Here is a 19,164-nt window from a genome sequence, read left to right as displayed (position 1 = left end):
GTGTTCTTTTTATTTCGACGTTTCTGTCAGGTTCTTTAGCGCATGCAGCGCCAGAATGTAACTCTGCGCGCCGAAACCGCAGATGACGCCTTTGACCGCCGGGGCGATCATCGACTTGTGGCGGAATTCTTCACGCGCGTGGATGTTGGAAAGATGCAGTTCGACCACCGGGATGCCGATTGCGCGGATGGCATCGTGCAGCGCGATCGACGTATGGCCGTAGGCTGCCGGATTGATAGCGACGCCCGCCGCCTTTTCGCCGGCCTCATGCAGCCAGTCCACAAGCGTGCCTTCGTGGTTGGATTGCCGAAAATCGACCTCCAGTCCCAGCGTCTTGCCTTCCGTGGTGCACATCGCCTCGATGTCGGCGAGTGTCTGGCCGCCATAAATCCCCGGTTCGCGCTTGCCGAGCGCATTGAGGTTGGGGCCGTTCAGCACGAAAATTTTGGTGGGCATGCGGGATTCCGGTCCAGTGATAGAGGGTTACCTATAGACTGATGGTCCCGCGAGGAAAAGCCCTTTGGGTCCTCGCGGGATTTGTCCACAGTTGGGACGGGACGGCCAATGCAGGCGGTCAGCAGGCGGTCTTGCCGCAGCTGCGCATATTGGACACTTTGGTGCTGATTTCCTCGGCACCGACGGCTCCGAACACCGCCTCGTTGCCAATCACGTAGGAGGGCGTGCCGGTGATGCCGAGATCGTTGGCAAGGGTGTAGGCCTCGCGTACCGCGGCATCATGCGGCTCTTTTTCCATCTTGGCGCGCAGCTGCTTTTCGGTGACGCCGAGCTTGCCGGCAACGGCAATCGCCGTTTCCTCGGTTGCGCGGTCCTCGCCGCCGAGCAGGGCCCGATGGAACTCGCCGTACTTCTCCGGCGCGGCGAGACGGAATGCAGCGCTGACCTTGTGGGCAGCCAGCGAATCCGGGCCGAGGATCGGCAATTCCTTCAGCACGAAGCGGATGTTCTTGTCCTTCGACAGGATCTCGTCCATGTCCGTCAGCGCACGTTTGCAATAGCCGCAGTTGTAGTCGTAGAACTCGACGACGGTGACGTCTCCATCAGGATTGCCGAGTACCATGTCGTAGTCTGAGTTGAAGATCGCCTTCTTGTTTTCGGCGATCGCACCTTCAGCTGCTTCCTGCTGCTTGGCGCGCTGCTTTGTAGCCAGCGCCTCCTGGACTTCGAGCATGATTTCCGGATTGGCGAGCAGGTATTCCTTGATGAAGGCGCCAAACTCTTCCTTCTGTTTCTGGTCGAGCGCGAGTGCGCTTTGCGGCAAGCTGACCCCTGCCATGAACGCGGCGAGCGTTCCGGCGGCAATCATTTTCGTGCTGAAATTCATTTCTACCTCGTTGTCTCTGCCTGCCCTGTCTGTCGTCCATGTCGCGATACGGCGTCAATGCGCGCTTGTAAAAGACAACAGGAATCTCCAACACCGCAACACGCGGGCAGCATAGGGTGGGCTCCGGCGAAACGAAACGGCAAAATCGGCGGAAATACGGCGCTCGCGCACTTGTGAAGCTTTAAACGATCGGGCAAGGGGGCGGCATGTAGTACCAATCTGTGCTGATATTGACCCATTGCGTCGGAGCGATCTTGGTTTCTGGCGAGGAGACACCATGTGGTCCGGTGAGGATTGTCGACGCTATCCGGAGGCCAGAAGCGCCCGGCCCTTCGGGCGGGCCTTGTGCCGGCCACGGCAGCTTCACAATCCTCGACCGATGCCAAGGCATCGCTCGGCGGTACGCTCCCGCCCGGATGACCGCACACGGTCCCAAACAATAGGTCAATATCAGCGCAGGTTGGTATAGGCCGCTTCTTGAGGATATTACCTTGGTAGAATTGTCGAACCGCAGTGCTATCGAACCCTTTCATGCCATGGACGTGCTGGCCGAGGCAACGCGCCGACGCGACGCCGGCCATCCGGTGATTTCGATGGCTGTCGGCCAACCGGCGCATCCTGCGCCGAAGGCGGCTTTGGATGCGGCGCGCAAGGCGCTCGAGCATGGCCGGCTCGGCTACACCGACGCACTTGGCACCTTGTCTCTCAGAACCGCGATCGCCCGGCACTATCAAAAGCGCCACGGTATAGCGCTTGACCCGCAGCGCATTGCCGTGACCACCGGGTCGTCAGCCGGGTTCAATCTTGCCTTCCTCGCGCTTTTCGACCCCGGCGATTGCGTCGCAATCGCGCGACCCGGATATCCAGCCTACCGCAACATTCTCGCAGCGCTCGGCCTGACGGTCGTGGAGGTCGAGGCCAATGCCGAGAGCGGCTTCACGCTGACGCCGGAAAACCTGGCGCGTGCTGCCGCGAAGATCGGGCGCCCGCTGAAGGGCGTGCTTCTGGCGAGCCCGGCCAATCCGACAGGAACGGTCACGGGCAAAGCGGGGCTCAAGGCGCTTGCCGACTACTGCCGCGCCGAAAACATCGCCTTCATCTCCGACGAAATCTATCATGGGCTGACCTTCGCCGGTGAAGAGGCAAGTGCACTGGAGGTGACCGACGACGTCTTCGTCATCAACTCCTTCTCCAAATACTACTGCATGACCGGGTGGCGTATCGGCTGGATGGTGCTGCCGGAACTGCAGGTTCGCGGCTTTGAGCGTATCGCCCAGAGCCTCTACATTTCGCCGCCGGAGCTGTCGCAGATCGCGGCGGAGGCGGCGCTCGGTGCGCAGATTGAGCTCGATGGCTACAAGGCGGCCTATGCGGCCAATCGCGATATGCTGTTGAAGCGCCTGCCGGAGATCGGCTTTTCGATCGCGTCACCGATGGATGGCGCTTTCTATGCCTATGCGGATGTCAGTCGCTTCACCAATGACAGCATGGCATTTGCCCGGCGGATGCTGGCGGAAATCAACGTGGCGGCAACGCCCGGCTTCGATTTCGATCCGCTTGAAGGGCATCGTACGATGCGGTTCTCCTATGCCGGATCGATAGCCGACATGACCGAAGCGATGGAGCGGATCGCCCGCTGGATCGCCTGATCCTCTGTGGTTTCATCGAGTTGCGGCCTTTTCCGGACTCTTTTTGCGAAGCCCTTGATTCAAACTCGCAGCGAATACACGCTTTCGATTGTCTCCAAACGGAAACGAAAAAAGCCCGGACCAAGGTCCGGGCTTTTCTGTTCGTCCGAAGTTCAGGCGCGGCTTAGAAGAAGCCGCGGCGCTGCCACCATCCGCCCTTCTTGGGCTTGGACTGGTCTTCTTCGGTGCCTTCGTTCTTGTTCGTGACCGTCGAGGTCAGCACCGGTTCCGATGCGATCGTCGAAAGGTCGCGGTTCGCTCGAGCAGGCTTGCCTTCTTCGAGGTCAGCGGCCGTTTCTTCGATTGCTGCCGGCACCGGCTCAGCCGCTTCCGGCTGTGCTTCGACCGCGGTCTGTGCTGCCTCGTCGGCACTGACGACAGGCTCCTCAGCCTTGACGGCCTTCTTGCGTGTACGCTTCGGCTTGGCGGCCTTCTCGACGACCGGTTCCACCGCTTCCGCGACGGTCTCGGCTTCGGCAACGACGGCTACCGCTTCGACCTCGGCTTCTACGGGTGCTTCCGCGTCGCCTTGCTCGCCCGCTTCGCCGTCGCCGGATGCAGCAGCCTGCTCCTCGCCTTCGACTTCACCTTCGCCGAGTTCTGGTCGGTTGCGACGGCCACCGCGCTTGCCGCGACGGCGACGCTTGCGCTTCTGTTCGCCATCGGCGGTCAGCGCATCCGTATCGTTTTCGTCCTCGTCGGCATCGCTTTCGGATGCGTCATCGGCATCTTCAGTCGCATCGGCGTCCTGTGCGGTCGCACCTTCCGCCTGCTGGCTGCCCTTGCCGCGACGGCGGCGACGACGCTTGCGCTTGCGGCCGTTCTGATCGTCGGCCTGGGCCGCAGCCTTCGGCTGCTCCTGGCGCTGTTCGACGACGACTTCTTCTGCTTCTTCCTCGTCGAGATCCTCTTCGATCACGATGTCATCGTCTTCTTCGGGCTCGGGCTCGAAGTGCAGAATCTGTTCGATCTTGACCGGGTTTTCGACCGGCTCGCCGCGATCGATCGCGAAATGCTGCGCGCCGACATGGGCGTCAGCCTCGATGATGATCGAGACGCCGAAGCGCTGTTCGTAATCCATGATCGTGGCGCGCTTCTGGTTGAGCAGATAGAGCGCGATATCGGGGATCGTGCGAACGGTGATGTTGTGGGTGGTGTTCTTGAGCAGATGCTCTTCGATACCGCGCAGGACATGCAGCGCGACCGAAGACTGCGAGCGGACGTGACCCGTGCCGTTGCAATGCGGGCAGGTCTGCATCGTCGATTCGAGCACCGAAGCGCGAATGCGCTGGCGCGACATTTCGAGCAGACCGAAGTGCGAGATGCGGCCGACCTGGATGCGGGCACGATCGTTCTTCAGGCAATCTTTCAGCCTCTTCTCGACAGAGCGGTTGTTCCGCTTTTCTTCCATGTCGATGAAGTCGATGACGACGAGGCCAGCAAGGTCGCGAAGCCGCAGCTGACGGGCCACTTCTTCGGCGGCTTCCAGGTTGGTCTGAAGCGCCGTGTCCTCGATCGAATGCTCGCGGGTCGACCGACCGGAGTTCACGTCGATCGAAACCAGGGCTTCCGTCTGGTTGATGATGATGTAGCCGCCCGACTTCAGCGTCACCTGCGGCTGCAGCATCCGGTCCAGCTGCGCCTCGATACCGGAGCGCGAGAAGATCGGATGCACGTCGCGGTACGGCTGGACCACCTTGGCGTGGCTCGGCATCAGCATCTTCATGAAGCCCTTGGCTTCCTTGTAGCCTTCCTCGCCGGAAACGACGATCTCGCTGATGTCCTTGTTGTAGAGGTCGCGGATCGAGCGCTTGATCAGGCTGCCTTCCTCGTAGACGAGGCAGGGGGCCGTGGAGTTGAGCGTCAGCGTGCGGACGTTTTCCCAAAGGCGCATCAGATATTCGAAGTCGCGCTTGATCTCGACCTTGGTGCGGTTGGCACCGGCCGTGCGCAGGATGACGCCCATGCCCTGCGGCACTTCGAGGCCACGCGCAATTTCTTTCAGGCGCTTGCGGTCCTGCAGGTTGGTGATCTTGCGGGAAATGCCGCCACCACGGGCCGTGTTCGGCATCAACACCGAGTAGCGACCGGCGAGCGACAGGTAGGTCGTCAGCGCTGCGCCCTTGTTGCCGCGCTCTTCCTTGGCGACCTGAACGAGCAGGATCTGGCGACGCTTGATGACTTCCTGGATGCGATACTGCTTGCGCGGCTTGCGGACGTGACGATCCGGAACCTCTTCCATCGCGTCTTCGGCGCCGACCGACTCGATAATTTCCTTTTCGCCGTCGTGGTTGTCGTCATCATCGTCGTCGTCATCGCGACGGCGGCGGCTGTCGACGTCTTCCGAGACCGAATCGGTGTCGACCATGGCGGCCATCTCGCCACCATTGCTTTCTTCGCCGGCATCGGCCTCTTCGGTCGCTGCAGCTGCAGCGGCCTCTTCGGCGATTCTCGCCTTGGTGCGGCGTGGGCGCTTCGGCTTTGCCTTGGGCTTCTCGGCGGGCGCATCGACCTCGACGACAGCTTCGGCTGCCGTCTCGGTGACGACTTCCGTTTCAGCGGCGATTTCCAGATCGACCGGAACGCTGAGCCCGCTCTGGGTCGGCGTTGCCGTCTCAACGTGCTCGACATCGTCGTCGCGGCGCGCTTCTTCGGCTTCCGCCTTCAACAGCGCCTGACGGTCGGCGAGGGGGATCTGGTAGTAGTCGGGATGGATTTCGGCGAAGGCCAGGAATCCGTGGCGATTGCCGCCGTAGTCGACGAAGGCCGCCTGGAGCGAAGGCTCCACTCGCGTTACCTTTGCCAGGTAGATGTTGCCGCGGATCTGTTTCTTGTGTTCCGATTCGAAGTCGAATTCTTCTATGCGGTTCCCGCGAACGACAACGACGCGCGTCTCTTCAGAGTGAGACGCATCGATAAGCATTTTCTCTGCCATCTAAGTTGTGCTCCTCGGCGCGACAACGGAACGGGCGGCAGACGTTCTTCCATGGGAAGACTGCCACTCGCGTCAGAGGTTGCGCCGGATGTGAAAGGTCCTGTCTGGTGCAGGTGATGGTGCAGCAGCCAGATGGCAGCCGGAACGGTTACGTTCCGGGGCCTCTTTACTTCTGACCGATACCGCTGAGTCAACATCAATGACCAAACAAGAATGCCAATGTCAAAGGTCTCATAAAGACCCGATGAATGCGCCCGCTTGCGGGCTTGCCGGTGAAAAATCACCGCTAAGAACTCCGGCCACCGCCGGAAATTTACGATCCAGTGTACGGGGAGGAAATGCAGCGACGGCGGATGAACACCTTGCGGCCGCGGAAAGATGATACGGTTGCAACCGGCAATTCCGGCTCGATCACTCCCTGGCGCCAAGCTCTGGAAAGCTCCGGCTGCCCGGCCCACGATTCTATCCCGTCAACACTTTCTCCTTGTGATGCTTTTATGTTTTCTATGTCACATTGGCAAGGGAAAAGCCTGTGCCGCCACAATAATGATCGATTCGCTTGCCCCGGTAGAGTAGGTCGGGGAACGGCGAATCATATGCCTTGGCCGCGTTGCGTAAGGAGCGCTGTCAAGCTTTGGTTAACCATAAGGGTTCATTGATCAAGGGATGTCGCGGTATGTGTGGGCGGACGCCCGGCGCTTTGACCGCTCGAATTTCGTGGATTGACGGAGAGACCGGGTGAAGCCTTCGGCTAATCATATGCACGCTTCACTGTTGTCGACACTGCTGCGCGGCGGCGCGCGCGTCGCGGCTTCAGTGTTCGTTGCAGGCGTCTTGATGATGACCGGACCGATAGCATACGCCGCCGAGTCGGCACCGTTTCTGGCATTCGGCGCACGGGTTGCCGGTGACGACGCGCGCACACGTGTCGTGGTCGAGTTCGACCGCAAACCCGACTTTTCCATTCATTATGTGGCAAACCCCGTGCGTGTCGTCGTCGATCTGCCGGAAACCGCCTTTGGCCTGAAGGCCGAGAGCCTCGAGCCGCGGGGATTGTTCGAGGCCATCCGCTATGGCGGCATGGGCGCCGGCAGTTCTCGCCTCGTGTTGTCGGCAAAGGGGCCGGTAGCGGTCACCCATGCCGAAGTCATCGAGCAAGAGGGCGGTAAGAGTTATCGCCTGGTCATCGATGCCGAGAAGGTCGACCAAACCCGGTTCGACGCGCTTCTTGGGGATCAGCAGTGGACGGGCTCGGTGGTCTCGGCAAAAACGGATCGGCCGACAATTGCACCTGCGCAAAAGACCGGTGCATTCGTGATTGCGATCGATGCCGGCCACGGCGGTATCGACACCGGCGCGATCGGCAGCGGCACCAAGACCGAGGAAAAGCATGTCACGCTTGCCTTCGCGCAGGAGCTTGTCGCCACGCTCAACCGCGAAGGCGGCATCGAAGCTTTTCTGACCCGCGACAAGGACGTTTTCCTGTCGCTGCCGCAACGCGTGCAGATCGCCCGCAACAAAGGCGCCAATCTGTTTATTTCGATCCATGCCGACACATTGAGACAGAAGGACATTCGCGGCGCCACCGTCTATACGATTTCCGACAAGGCGTCCGACCATCTGGCGGCCGACCTGGCGCAGCGCGAAAACCTTTCGGACGAGATCGCTGGCGTACCGCTCCAGAGCGAGCCGGCCGAAGTCGCCGATATCCTGATCGACCTGACGCGCCGCGAGACCCAGGCTTTCTCGGTCAACATGGCACGCACTGTCGTGTCGTCCTTCGAGGGGCAGATCAACCTCATCAACAATCCGCACCGTCACGCGGGCTTCCGTGTCTTGCAGGCGCCGGATGTTCCGTCGATCCTGCTCGAGCTCGGATTCATGTCGAACAAGGACGATGAGAAGCTGCTGCTCGATCCGGAATGGCGCAAGAAAGTGTCCGGCCTGCTCGCCGTTGCCGTGAAGCGCTACCGCGAACAGGCTGTCGCAAACGGCGGCTGAGATCCGGTCGCGATGATCTGTTTGACGGCGCAGCATACGATGTGATTTGTGTCGCCTCGGTAACAGCGATATGCTTTTCAACAGGATGCGCACTCGATAATCGGAAACAAGCCCTATTTTACGCACAATCCGGGACCTAACCCGAATTGCGCCCGGATTTGTTGGGAAACAGTGTTGATGCCCGGTGGCCCTCGCCATATGAGGAACTGGGTGGGCGCGTGTAGCCGCAATGCCAGACGATTTCTGATAGAAGCGTTTGGCCAGGCCGACGAAATGCGGACCGTTGGGACGGGAAGCGTCTCGATTGGCTTTTGCGGCCTGGCGATTGGACGATAATAAGGTACCGGTATCTGACTGATGATCAGACTGATTGGATATTTCTTCGGCATTGGTGCGTTCTTGCTGCTCGGTGTCGCCGCGGCCGTTGCCATCTATCTCGGCAGCGTCACCAAAGATTTGCCGGATTACGAGGTATTGGCGAAGTATTCTCCGCCGGTCACCACGCGCTTTCACGCCGGTAACGGCGCGCTGATGGCGGAGTACGCCCGCGAGCGGCGTCTCTATCTGCCGATCCAGGCGATCCCGGACCGTGTCAAGGCGGCATTCATTTCGGCCGAAGACAAGAACTTCTATCAGCACCCGGGCGTCGACATCACCGGTCTCGCGCGTGCCATCACCGTCAATCTCCAGAATTTCGGATCGGGTCGCCGCCCCGTCGGCGCGTCGACGATCACGCAGCAGGTGGCCAAGAACTTCCTGCTTTCGTCGGACCAGACGATCGACCGCAAGGTCAAGGAAGCGATCCTCTCCTTCCGTATCGAGCAGGCCTATAGCAAGGACCGTATTCTCGAACTCTATCTCAACGAGATCTTCTTCGGCCTCAATTCCTATGGCATCGCCGGTGCAGCACTCACCTATTTCGATAAATCGGTGACAGAACTGACCATCGCAGAAACTGCGTACCTTGCGGCTCTGCCGAAGGGTCCGGCCAACTACCATCCTTTCCGCAAGGTGGATGCTGCGATCGAGCGACGCAACTGGGTCATCGACCGTATGGTCGAGAACGGCTACGTCACCAAGACCGACGGCGAAGACGCCAAGAAGCAGCCGCTCGGCGTCAATCCTCGCCGCGGTGGCGCACATCTCTTCGCATCCGATTTCTTTGCCGAGGAAGTGCGTCGGCAGATCATTCAGAAGTACGGCGACAACGCGCTTTATGAAGGTGGCCTTTCGGTCCGTACCTCACTCGATCCGCGCATGCAGATCGCCGCGCGCAAGGCGCTGCAAGACGGGCTGCTCAGCTATGACGAACGCCGCGGTTTCCACGGTCCGGTCAAGTCGATCGAGATCGGCGGCGACTGGGGCGAGCCGCTCGGCAAGGTCGTGTCCTTGGCCGACGTGCCGGAATGGAAGCTCGCTGTCGTGCTTTCGGCCGATGGTCAGGGTGTCGAGATCGGCATCCAGCCGGACAAGGAAGCCTCCGGCAAGATCATCGCAGAACGCGTGACCGGTCATATCTCCGCAAAGAACATGCAGTGGGCCTATCGCTCGGCCGCTGGCGAACGCAAATCCGCCAAGTCGCCTGAAGGTGTGCTGGGCCCGGGCGACGTCGTCTATGTCGAGCCGTTGGCAGAAAAGGGTGAATACCGCCTGCGTCAGCCGCCGAAGGTCCAGGGTGGCCTCGTCGCGATGGATCCGCAGACCGGCCGCGTGCTGGCGATGGTCGGCGGCTTTTCCTACGGTCAGTCGGAATTCAACCGCGCGACCCAGGCGATGCGCCAGCCGGGTTCCTCGTTCAAGCCGTTCGTTTATGCTGCTGCGCTCGACAACGGCTATACGCCCGCATCCGTTATTCTCGATGCGCCGATCGAAATCGTTGCCGGTGGCCAGGTCTGGCGCCCTGAGAACTATGGCGGCGGCTCGGCCGGCCCGTCGACGCTGCGCCTCGGCATCGAGAAATCGCGTAACTTGATGACGGTTCGCCTTGCGAACGACATGGGCATGAACATCGTTGCCGAATATGCCGAACGCTTCGGCATCTACGACAAGATGCCACCGCTGCTGGCGATGTCGTTGGGCTCGGGCGAAACGACGGTGCTGCGCATGGTTTCGGCCTATTCGGTTCTTGCCAATGGCGGCAAGCAGATCAAGCCTTCGCTGATCGACCGGATCCAGGACCGCTACGGCAAGACGATCTTCCGTCATGAAGACCGGACCTGCGACAACTGCAACGCGGCTGATTGGGGCAACCAGGAAGAACCTGTCTTGACCGACAACCGCGAACAGGTTCTCGACCCGATGACCTCCTACCAGATCACCTCGATGATGGAGGGGGTGGTCCTGCGTGGCACCGCCGCCGGCAAGATCACGCTCGATCGCCCTGTTGCCGGCAAGACCGGCACCACCAACGACGAGAAGGACGCCTGGTTCGTCGGCTACACGCCTGATCTCGTCGCCGGCCTCTACCTCGGCTTCGACAATCCGGCCCCGCTCGGTCGCGGCGCGACAGGTGGCAGCCTTGCCGTGCCGATCTTCAACAATTTCATGCAGGAAGCCGTCAAGGGTTCGCGCCCGGGCAAGTTCGTGGTGCCGGAAGGCATGAACATGATCGCCGTCAACCGCAAGACCGGCATGGCGGCCTACGAGGGCGAGCCGGACACGATCATCGAAGCCTTCAAGCCTGGCACCGGCCCGGCCGATACCTTCTCGGTCATCGGCGGCCTCGACCAGTACGTGCCGCCGGAGGAAATTTTGAAGAATTCCCCGCAGGCAAACCAGGCTGTCACATCCGGTTCCAACGGCCTGTTCTAGGCCCTTTCCCAGTCTCCCGATGCCCGCCGCCTTTACATCAGCGGCGGGCATCGCTATTTGACGCTCACGTTAAATCGGGTTCACAAGAAGCAGGATCATGCGCAGCGAAATCGAGAACATTGTCGACGAAATCAAGCAGGCCATAAGCCTGCTGAGGAGGCATCTTTGACTGGGATCAGGCGGTAAGACGACTGGACTGGTTGAATAACAAGGCGGAAGATCCGTCGCTCTGGAATGATGCGGCCGAAGCGCAGAAGCTGATGCGCGAGCGCCAGCAACTCGACGATGGCATCAACGGCCTGCGCCGTTTCGAGCAGCAGCTCAGCGACAACATCGAACTGATCGAGCTCGGTGAAGAAGAGGGCGATGCCGCCATCGTTGCCGACGCCGAACAGGCGTTGCGCGAACTGCGCAATGAAGCGGCCAAGAAGCAGGTCGAGGCGATGCTGTCCGGCGAAGCGGACCAGAACGACACCTATCTCGAAGTGCATTCCGGTGCCGGCGGCACCGAGAGCCAGGATTGGGCCAACATGCTGTTGCGCATGTACACCCGCTGGTCCGAGCGCCAGGGATACAAGGTCGAACTGATGGAAATTCAGGACGGCGAAGAGGCTGGCATCAAATCGGCCACACTGCTCGTCAAGGGCCACAATGCTTATGGTTGGCTGAAGACCGAATCGGGCGTCCACCGCCTGGTTCGCATCTCGCCCTATGACAGCAACGCGCGTCGCCATACGTCGTTCTCTTCGATCTGGGTCTATCCGGTTGTCGACGACTCGATCCAGATCGACATCAACGAGAGCGATTGCCGTATCGACACCTATCGCTCGTCGGGCGCCGGCGGCCAGCACGTCAACACCACCGACTCTGCGGTGCGCATCACGCATATGCCTTCCGGTATCGTCGTACAGTGCCAGCAAGAACGTTCTCAGCACAAGAACCGGGCCAAAGCCTGGGACATGCTGCGCGCCCGCCTTTACGAGTCCGAGTTGAAGAAGCGCGAAGACGCGGCCAACGCCGAAGCAGCATCGAAGACCGATATCGGCTGGGGCCACCAGATCCGCTCCTACGTGCTGCAGCCCTACCAGCTGGTCAAGGACATGCGCACCGGCGTCGAAAGCACGGCGCCGGGTGATGTACTGGACGGCGAGTTGAACGAGTTCATGGAGGCAGCCCTTGCCCACCGCGTCAGCGGTGGTGCTGATGCCGTCGTGGATGATTTGAACTAGTCTGGCACTGCTCGGCGCTCGTGTGCCGGCATGACGTAGGACGTACGGGACGAAGAAGGCCGGGTGTTTTCATCCGGCCTTTGTTTTTGGCTTAGAGCGTGGCACGCAAAGTGCGCGCGGTCATTGGAGATCGCGATGCGCTTCAGTTCGATGCCCGCTCGACCTTGATGTCGCCGAGATCGTCGATCAGGACCGTCCAACTCTCCGGCTCGCGGGCGGCAGGGTCGGTCTTCAGATAAACGGTCGCGAACATGCCGGGCTGCGCGGTCACGCCTGTGGATGTTTCCGGCCGTATGTCCGTGACATAAGCCCTCAGCGACGAGAATTCCTCGAGTTCGGCGGATGAGACGACTTCCGGCCCAGCGGGCGTCGCCTCGATCTGCTGCAGGTGAATATGTGCGGTGCCGTCCTGTTGCCGCAGCGCGATCAGCTTGTAGTAGCCGCGCCGTGCGCCTTCGGCACTCTTCGGCTTAGTGGTTGCTTCCGCCTGCGTGCCGTTCGGGTCCAGCGCCGAAAGCCGATCGCCGCTTTCTTCCCAGTAGCCTGTGCTGGTGACAAAGGTCACTTCGGGCGAAACCACGCTCGCATCCTCGGCATGGGCGTTCGCGCCGGCCATGGCGAGAAGAAGCGCAAGGAGGAGAGGCTTGTGCATTGCTTTTGATTTCCCGTTCGAACTGCGACGCGGCGCTGGCTGCAAAATTGGTCCTTCGCCGATGATCCGGCGATCGCGGAAATCATACCATATCGCGCGTTCAGAACGTCGGCTCAATTGGAAAATTGCTCGGCCAGGATGCGGTCCGACCAGGAATGATCGGGATCCGAGAGAATGCGGGCGGTCATGTTTTCCGATTCGGCGATACGCACCTTCGCCACCGACTTGACCTCCTGGTGGTCGGCAACGGCGTTGACCGGGCGCTTGTCGGCCTCGAGGATTTCGATCTCGACGGTGACATGGTTTGGCAGCAGGGCGCCGCGCCACCGCCGCGGACGGAACGGGCTGACGGGCGTCAGCGCCAGAAGAGGGGCTTCCAGCGGCAGGATCGGACCATGGGCCGAGAGATTATAGGCGGTGGAGCCGGCGGGCGTGGCCAGCAGCAATCCGTCGCAGGTCAATTCCTCGAGCCGGGTCTTGCCGTCGATGACGACGCGCAGCTTGGCTGCCTGGTAGGATTGCCGGAACAGATAGACCTCGTTGATGGCGAGCGCCGTGAATGTCGCGCCTTCACCGTCAGTGGTCTGCATCTCCAGCGGGTGAAAGGCATTCTCGACGGCATTGCAGATGCGCGCCGTCAGATTTTCGGTGCTGTAGCGATTCATCAGGAACCCGACAGACCCCCGGTTCATGCCATAGACGAGCTTGCCCGAATTCATCGTCTGGTGCAGCGTCTGCAACATGAAGCCGTCACCGCCGAGCGCGACGATCACGTCGGCCTTGTCGGCCTCATGATCGCCGTAGATGGCCTTCAGATCAGCCGCCGCCTTTTGCGCCTCTTCCGCTGGAGAGGCAAGGAATGCGAGGGAAGTGAACGTGCGAGCCATGAATTTTCAGTCCGTTCAACATGTTGAGCATCGCCGCGGTGGCCGAGCCTAGGCTTCGTTTCTGGCACGGCCTGACCCTAAACGCATCTGAAAAATTGGGAGAATTCGCAATTTTGCTTTACACGCTGTGAGATTATGATAACTCCCACCGCTGAAAGTGCCCTTATAGCTCAGTTGGTAGAGCACCTGATTTGTAATCAGGGGGTCCCGGGTTCGAGTCCTGGTGGGGGCACCACTTTTTCAATTACTTGCTGGATTTTTGACCGCCTCATGAGGCGGTCGTGTGCTTTTTGGCGAAATCACCGCTATTGCGGCCAGGCACCACGCGACTTGTCGGCCGGTTGGCACAGCGTTTCAGATATCGAACGTCCCAGCGCCCCGGGGCGTGATCTCTCTGCATTTTTGCAGGGCGTTCAGCAAATTGTCGGCGAGGTAGTCTATCAGGGCGCGCGTCGCCGGCAGCATGCCGTGGCGTGAGGGGAAGACGAGGTGGACGACGACGTCGCCCGAGCTCCATTCTGGCAGCACCGGGGCAAGCACGCCGGCGCGGAAGGCGCGTTCGCAGATGTGGTCGGGCAGCAACGCTACGCCCATGCCCTCGATCGCTGCGCGCTCGAGGATGAGGAAATCGCTGCAGCCGATGATCGGCCGGTGCGAAATTTCGGTGGTGTTGCCTTCGCTATCGACGAGGCGCCAGACGTCGGTGGCGTGCTGCTCGTTCATCGACAGTGTCGGCATCTCGTTGAGATTTTCGATGGTGACGTCGTCGAAGCGGGTGAGCAGGGTGGGGCTCGCCGCCAACCTCTGGCGCACTTCTCCGAACCTGCGAATGATCAGCTGATTGTCGGTGTCCAGTTGATCGCGGGCGCGCAACGCCACGTCGATCCTTTCCTCGATCAGATCGATCCGCCGGTTGGTGGCAGTAATCAGCAGGCGAACGCCGGGATAACGGCGATGGAACGCAGGCAGGATGTCGGCGAGCATCGGCGTGAAGCCGAGCGGGCAGGCGAGCCTGACCGTACCGGTCGGCTCGGCCTTGACGGCGGCGATCTCGGCCTCTGCCACGGCAACGCCATCGAGCAGGCTCTGGCAATGTTCGTAGAAGACGCGTCCGATCTCGGTAACGCGAAGCTTGCGCGTCGAACGCTCCAGCAGCCGGACGCCGAGCTGCTCTTCGAGGCGCGCCACGTGTTTGCTGAGCTTGGATTTGGGGATATTCAGATCACGCGCCGCGGCACTGAAGCCGTTGTTGCGCACGACGGCCGCGAAGAGGGCGAGGTCGTTCAGGTCCTGCATCTATTTCCGTCTCCCATCGCCGATCGCGGTCTCACTGTTTCTATCCGGAAACAGTATGTCAAATAACCGCTGACTTATCGCGCGATTGTTTTCCAATCATATGTGATGCACCGCAACGCCAACACAAAGGTGCTTCACATGAACGTCCTTCACATCGACTCCGGTATTCTGGGTGATCACTCCGTTTCCCGTCGCCTGACGGCGGCGATCACCGCTCAGATCAAGGCAGACCGTCCGGATGCCAAAGTTGCCTACCGCGATCTCGCCACCAGCCGGATCCCGCATCTGACCGGCGCACAGATCATGGCGCCTGCCGATCTCGCAGGTGTTGACGCCGACCTGGCTGCCGAAGTCAAGATCGGCCGCGAGATGCTCGAAGAATTCCTGGCTGCCGACACTGTCATCGTCGGCGCGCCGATGTACAACTTCTCCATTCCGAGCCAGCTCAAAGCCTGGATCGACCGTCTCGCCGTGAACGGCAAGACCTTCCGTTACACCGAATCTGGCCCGGAAGGCCTCGCCAAGGGCAAGAAGGTTATCATTGCTTCGACCCGCGGTGGCCACTATTCCGCCGGCCCGGCTTCGGCGATGGATCATCAGGAATCCTACCTGAAGACGGTCTTCGGCTTCTTCGGTATCACAGACGTCGAATTTGTGCGCGCCGAGGGCCTGAACCTCAGCGCCGACTCCAAGCAGTTCGCGATCGCCGAGGCAGAAAAGACCATTGCCGAAGGCACTGTCCTTCGTCTGGCCAGCTAAAACAAGAGTTCATCGGATCACGTCAGTGGTCCGATGAAGGGGCGTTGGCCCCATTGCGGACGGTGCCGGTTGAGCATGCAGCCGGCATTGTCCGTTTTCGTGTCAGCGGATCTGTATTATGATGCGCTCATGAAAGACCGGCGGAGAAGGCCCTTGGCTGTCATCGCTGCGGTGGTCGCGCTGGTGGCCGCCGATGTCGGGTATGCGTCGCCGCCGGACACGCGCTGCACCTGCCGCAATCGCGATGGCTCGAAATACGAGCTCGGGCAGATCGCCTGCCTGCGCGTCGGCGGCATTTCCTATCTTGCGCGCTGCGAGATGAACCTCAACGTCACCACCTGGAAGAAGCTTCGCGACGGATGCCCGACGGCGAGCAATCAGAGCCTATGGCTTCGAGTTGACGAAGATATAGCGACGCGTTTCTGACGACAGCAACGGCGTGCACCGCAGCTGCTACACGGGGATCGGTTCCCCAGCGTCGAGGTAGACACCCGCGGATGCTTCCGGTATCGCCAATCAATGGCTCTATTCGGCGGGCTAGCCTCTCCGGCTTCAAGTAGCCGGAGAGCTTCACAGGTGTTTGGCGATCTTAACGACCGGCCGTCTTATTTGCTCAGGAACTGACGCGCCGCATACATGGCGATCGCTGCCGCATTCGACACATTCAGCGACTTGATTGCGCCGGGCATGTCGAGGCGGGCGAGCGCCTTGACGGTCGACCGTGTCTTCTGCCTGAGACCCTTGCCCTCCGAACCAAGCACCAGCGCGACCTTGTCGCCGGCGAAGGTGCCTTCGAGCGGGGCCGGTCCTTCCGAATCGAGCCCGATCGTGTGGAAGCCGAGGCGGTGCAGTTCGTCGATCGTGTCGGCGAGATTGGTGATCTGGATATAGGGGATCATTTCCAGGGCGCCGGAGGCTGATTTCGCAAGAACGCCTGATTCGGTCGGGCTGTGACGGATGGTGGTGATCAAGGCGCCAGCATCGAACGCAACGGCCGAACGCATGATCGCGCCGACATTGTGCGGATCGGTGACCTGGTCGAGCACGAGAATGAGCCTGGATTCGCTGAGTGCCTCGAGCTTGCGCAGCGGCAGCGGCTTGGTTTCAAGCATCACGCCCTGGTGAATGGCGTCGGGCCCGAGGATCTTGTCGAGGTCCTGCGGCGCCACGGTCTCGACCGGGAAGGGAAGTTCGGAGAACTCGCCGAGCTCCAGACGCGTCGCAGCGTTCTGGGTCACGCACAGGCGAACGATCTTGCGCGCCGGGTTGTCGAGTGCCGCGCGAACGGTATGCAGGCCATAGAGCAGCACCTGTTCGGGTGCGAGCACGGGCGGCTTCCAGTCGCCCGGCTGCTTGCGCCAGCGATCCTGCTTTGGCGTCGGAATTTCTCCGCGCTCGCGCTTGGCGTCGCGGTGGGCGCGTCTGAGAGTGGCGTAATGGGTGTTCTTGGCGCTCTTGTCGCCCGTATCATCTTTGCTCATGCCTGCCTTATAGAGCGCTTCGCTTGGCCTGGGAACGGAATTCGATAGTGGTGGACAAAGCGGACCTGTGGAGAATTTCACAAATTTTCCGTTCTGGCGTGTTGACAGGAGCAAGGCGGGCCGTCATATACCCGGCGCAGATCGAGAGGTGGCAACGACAAATCGCTGGATGTCTCACGATCTCAAATGCTTGGTCGACTTGATCCCGACAGAATAATGGAGGGATGCCCGAGTGGTTAAAGGGGACGGACTGTAAATCCGTTGGCTCAGCCTACGTTGGTTCAAATCCAACTCCCTCCACCATTCTGCTTCTGGATCGAAGGCCCGCGGGTATAGCTCAATGGTAGAGCAGCAGCCTTCCAAGCTGAATACGCGGGTTCGATTCCCGCTACCCGCTCCAGCAGCGCGCTGACGTTTTCTTCTTTTTAATGCGACGCTTCAACTGCTCATCGTAAGCTGTTGTTTGTTCTTTCGTCACGCGACGAAGTGATTCGGGAATCTGCCCGGCTTGCATCTTCGATGCGCCATTCTTACATGAGGTAGGAAAAGGCGGCCGTGGCCGGTCCGGGCGTACGCAATTAAGTCTTGCGCAAATCCCTTGAAACCCTTAAACGGCTCCACAAACCGGCCCCGCCGGCTGATCAATCATACTTGACCACAGGAAACGTACCCATGGCAAAGAGCAAATTTGAGCGCAACAAGCCGCACGTTAACATTGGCACGATTGGCCACGTTGACCATGGCAAGACGTCGCTGACTGCAGCGATCACNCCGAGTACCACTCGACGGCATGTTATAAGGTTTCCCCGACAGGGGACAGGAAACGGAGAGCCGAAAATGGCAAAGAGCAAATTTGAGCGCAACAAGCCGCACGTTAACATTGGCACGATTGGCCACGTTGACCATGGCAAGACGTCGCTGACTGCAGCGATCACGAAGTACTTCGGCGAGTACAAGGCGTACGACCAGATCGACGCTGCTCCGGAAGAAAAGGCCCGTGGTATCACGATTTCGACGGCTCACGTTGAGTATGAGACGGCGAACCGTCACTACGCGCACGTCGACTGCCCCGGCCACGCCGACTACGTCAAGAACATGATCACCGGTGCAGCGCAGATGGACGGCGCGATCCTGGTTTGCTCGGCTGCTGACGGCCCGATGCCGCAGACCCGCGAGCACATCCTGCTTGCTCGCCAGGTTGGCGTTCCGGCGATCGTCGTGTTCCTCAACAAGGTCGACCAGGTTGACGACGCCGAGCTTCTCGAGCTCGTCGAGCTTGAAGTTCGCGAACTGCTGTCGTCCTACGAATTCCCGGGCGACGACATTCCGATCATCAAGGGTTCGGCACTTGCTGCTCTTGAAGATTCGGACAAGAAGATCGGCGAAGACGCGATCCGCGAGCTGATGGCCGCTGTTGACGCCTACATCCCGACGCCTGAGCGTCCGATCGACCTGCCGTTCCTGATGCCGATCGAAGACGTGTTCTCGATCTCGGGCCGTGGTACGGTTGTGACCGGTCGCGTTGAGCGCGGCATTGTCAAGGTTGGCGAAGAAGTTGAAATCGTCGGCATCCGCGACACGTCGAAGACGACGGTTACCGGCGTTGAAATGTTCCGCAAGCTGCTCGACCAGGGCCAGGCCGGCGACAACATCGGCGCGCTGATCCGTGGTGTTAACCGTGACGGCGTTGAGCGTGGCCAGATCCTGTGCAAGCCGGGTTCGGTCAAGCCGCACAAGAAGTTCATGGCCGAAGCCTACATCCTGACGAAGGAAGAAGGCGGCCGTCATACGCCGTTCTTCACGAACTACCGTCCGCAGTTCTACTTCCGCACGACGGACGTGACGGGTATCGTTACGCTTCCGGAAGGCACGGAAATGGTTATGCCTGGCGACAACGTCACGGTTGCCGTTGAGCTGATCGTTCCGATCGCGATGGAAGAAAAGCTGCGCTTCGCTATCCGCGAAGGTGGCCGTACCGTCGGCGCCGGCATCGTTGCTTCGATCGTCGAGTAATCGGCGAACGGGCGGAATGAGGCGAGGCGCATTGACTTTGGGGCTTGGCGTAGAAGGCCGGCACCGGCGG

14 protein-coding genes and 3 tRNA genes are annotated in these 19,164 nt (G+C 60.5%); 10 read left to right on the top strand and 7 right to left on the bottom strand.

Annotation, left to right across the window (positions count from 1 at the left end):
• Positions 1-9: 9 nt before the first annotated feature.
• Together aroQ and ASD02_RS26880 are read right to left on the bottom strand one after the other, a co-directional pair.
• Positions 10-456: a type II 3-dehydroquinate dehydratase gene (gene aroQ, locus ASD02_RS26885; protein ID WP_025426638.1), complete on the bottom strand. Its 447-nt coding sequence runs from the start codon at positions 454-456 to the stop codon at positions 10-12.
• Between the two features lie 118 nt (positions 457-574).
• On the bottom strand, positions 575-1,342 hold the full coding sequence (locus ASD02_RS26880) for a DsbA family protein (protein WP_025426639.1): 768 nt from the start codon (positions 1,340-1,342) through the stop codon (positions 575-577).
• 491 nt (positions 1,343-1,833) lie between these two features.
• On the opposite strand from ASD02_RS26880, the gene ASD02_RS26875 reads away from it, so the two are divergent.
• Positions 1,834-2,991 carry an aminotransferase class I/II-fold pyridoxal phosphate-dependent enzyme gene (locus tag ASD02_RS26875; protein ID WP_025426640.1) on the top strand — a complete coding sequence of 386 codons (1,158 nt, stop codon included), beginning with the start codon at positions 1,834-1,836 and terminating at the stop codon, positions 2,989-2,991.
• A gap of 163 nt (positions 2,992-3,154) precedes the next feature.
• Here ASD02_RS26875 and ASD02_RS26870 read toward each other — a convergent pair whose 3' ends face one another.
• On the bottom strand, positions 3,155-5,965 hold the full coding sequence (locus ASD02_RS26870) for a ribonuclease E/G (protein ID WP_057211416.1): 2,811 nt from the start codon (positions 5,963-5,965) through the stop codon (positions 3,155-3,157).
• Positions 5,966-6,802: 837 nt separating this feature from the next.
• Between ASD02_RS26870 and ASD02_RS26865 the strand changes: the two genes are divergently transcribed.
• The 3 genes from ASD02_RS26865 (at position 6,803) to prfB (ending at position 12,006) form a co-directional block, all read left to right on the top strand.
• Positions 6,803-7,966, top strand: a complete 1,164-nt coding sequence (locus ASD02_RS26865) for an N-acetylmuramoyl-L-alanine amidase (RefSeq protein WP_225906184.1) — start codon at positions 6,803-6,805, stop codon at positions 7,964-7,966.
• A gap of 357 nt (positions 7,967-8,323) precedes the next feature.
• Entirely contained in the window at positions 8,324-10,777 is a 2,454-nt protein-coding gene (locus tag ASD02_RS26860; RefSeq protein ID WP_025426643.1) for a penicillin-binding protein 1A, read from the top strand.
• Between the two features lie 97 nt (positions 10,778-10,874).
• Positions 10,875-12,006 (top strand): peptide chain release factor 2 gene (prfB, locus tag ASD02_RS26855; RefSeq protein ID WP_107027587.1). Its coding sequence is split into 2 segments (ribosomal slippage): positions 10,875-10,943 and positions 10,945-12,006, totalling 1,131 coding nucleotides; the frame shifts between segments, so codons are not numbered across the junction.
• 142 nt (positions 12,007-12,148) lie between these two features.
• Here prfB and ASD02_RS26850 read toward each other — a convergent pair.
• Together ASD02_RS26850 and ASD02_RS26845 are read right to left on the bottom strand one after the other, a co-directional pair.
• Positions 12,149-12,658, bottom strand: a complete 510-nt coding sequence (locus ASD02_RS26850) for a hypothetical protein (protein ID WP_025426645.1) — start codon at positions 12,656-12,658, stop codon at positions 12,149-12,151.
• A 113-nt stretch (positions 12,659-12,771) separates the two neighbouring features.
• Positions 12,772-13,545, bottom strand: a complete 774-nt coding sequence (locus ASD02_RS26845; protein WP_057211412.1) for an NAD kinase — start codon at positions 13,543-13,545, stop codon at positions 12,772-12,774.
• Positions 13,546-13,704: 159 nt separating this feature from the next.
• Here ASD02_RS26845 and ASD02_RS26840 point away from each other — a divergent pair.
• Positions 13,705-13,780 (top strand) — tRNA-Thr (locus tag ASD02_RS26840).
• Between the two features lie 119 nt (positions 13,781-13,899).
• Here ASD02_RS26840 and ASD02_RS26835 read toward each other — a convergent pair.
• Complete coding sequence (locus ASD02_RS26835; protein ID WP_025426647.1) at positions 13,900-14,841, bottom strand: LysR family transcriptional regulator; 942 nt, start codon at positions 14,839-14,841, stop codon at positions 13,900-13,902.
• Positions 14,842-14,979: 138 nt separating this feature from the next.
• On the opposite strand from ASD02_RS26835, the gene ASD02_RS26830 reads away from it, so the two are divergent.
• Together ASD02_RS26830 and ASD02_RS26825 are read left to right on the top strand one after the other, a co-directional pair.
• Positions 14,980-15,600 carry an FMN-dependent NADH-azoreductase gene (locus ASD02_RS26830; protein ID WP_025426648.1) on the top strand — a complete coding sequence of 207 codons (621 nt, stop codon included), beginning with the start codon at positions 14,980-14,982 and terminating at the stop codon, positions 15,598-15,600.
• A 129-nt stretch (positions 15,601-15,729) separates the two neighbouring features.
• The gene (locus tag ASD02_RS26825; protein WP_025426649.1) at positions 15,730-16,026 is read left to right on the top strand and encodes a hypothetical protein; all 297 of its coding nucleotides are present in this window, start codon (positions 15,730-15,732) and stop codon (positions 16,024-16,026) included.
• Positions 16,027-16,205: 179 nt separating this feature from the next.
• Here the strand turns inward: ASD02_RS26825 and ASD02_RS26820 are convergent, their stop codons facing one another.
• Positions 16,206-17,081, bottom strand: a complete 876-nt coding sequence (locus ASD02_RS26820) for an RNA methyltransferase (protein ID WP_025426650.1) — start codon at positions 17,079-17,081, stop codon at positions 16,206-16,208.
• Positions 17,082-17,299: 218 nt separating this feature from the next.
• Between ASD02_RS26820 and ASD02_RS26815 the strand changes: the two genes are divergently transcribed.
• From ASD02_RS26815 to tuf, 3 genes are all read left to right on the top strand, one after another.
• Positions 17,300-17,384: transfer RNA gene (locus ASD02_RS26815), tRNA-Tyr, on the top strand.
• 23 nt (positions 17,385-17,407) lie between these two features.
• A tRNA-Gly gene (locus ASD02_RS26810) sits at positions 17,408-17,481 on the top strand.
• 437 nt (positions 17,482-17,918) lie between these two features.
• Positions 17,919-19,094, top strand: a complete 1,176-nt coding sequence (gene tuf / locus ASD02_RS26805; protein ID WP_025426651.1) for an elongation factor Tu — start codon at positions 17,919-17,921, stop codon at positions 19,092-19,094.
• Positions 19,095-19,164 lie beyond the last annotated feature (70 nt).

Source organism: Ensifer sp. Root1252 (assembly GCF_001425885.1).
GTDB lineage: Bacteria > Pseudomonadota > Alphaproteobacteria > Rhizobiales > Rhizobiaceae > Ensifer > Ensifer canadensis.
Note: the sequence above shows the minus strand (reverse complement) of the source record. Positions and strands in the feature narration are given on the sequence as shown.

Coding starts and splice junctions, on each gene's coding strand:
- ASD02_RS26825 (WP_025426649.1), top strand. CDS start 15,730: ATGAAAGACCGGCGGAGAAGGCCCTTGGCTGTCATCGCTGCGGTGGTC.
- ASD02_RS26845 (WP_057211412.1), bottom strand. CDS start 13,545: ATGGCTCGCACGTTCACTTCCCTCGCATTCCTTGCCTCTCCAGCGGAA.
- ASD02_RS26850 (WP_025426645.1), bottom strand. CDS start 12,658: ATGCACAAGCCTCTCCTCCTTGCGCTTCTTCTCGCCATGGCCGGCGCG.
- ASD02_RS26830 (WP_025426648.1), top strand. CDS start 14,980: ATGAACGTCCTTCACATCGACTCCGGTATTCTGGGTGATCACTCCGTT.
- ASD02_RS26860 (WP_025426643.1), top strand. CDS start 8,324: ATGATCAGACTGATTGGATATTTCTTCGGCATTGGTGCGTTCTTGCTG.
- ASD02_RS26880 (WP_025426639.1), bottom strand. CDS start 1,342: ATGAATTTCAGCACGAAAATGATTGCCGCCGGAACGCTCGCCGCGTTC.
- ASD02_RS26835 (WP_025426647.1), bottom strand. CDS start 14,841: ATGCAGGACCTGAACGACCTCGCCCTCTTCGCGGCCGTCGTGCGCAAC.
- tuf (WP_025426651.1), top strand. CDS start 17,919: ATGGCAAAGAGCAAATTTGAGCGCAACAAGCCGCACGTTAACATTGGC.
- aroQ (WP_025426638.1), bottom strand. CDS start 456: ATGCCCACCAAAATTTTCGTGCTGAACGGCCCCAACCTCAATGCGCTC.
- ASD02_RS26820 (WP_025426650.1), bottom strand. CDS start 17,081: ATGAGCAAAGATGATACGGGCGACAAGAGCGCCAAGAACACCCATTAC.
- ASD02_RS26865 (WP_225906184.1), top strand. CDS start 6,803: ATGATGACCGGACCGATAGCATACGCCGCCGAGTCGGCACCGTTTCTG.
- ASD02_RS26870 (WP_057211416.1), bottom strand. CDS start 5,965: ATGGCAGAGAAAATGCTTATCGATGCGTCTCACTCTGAAGAGACGCGC.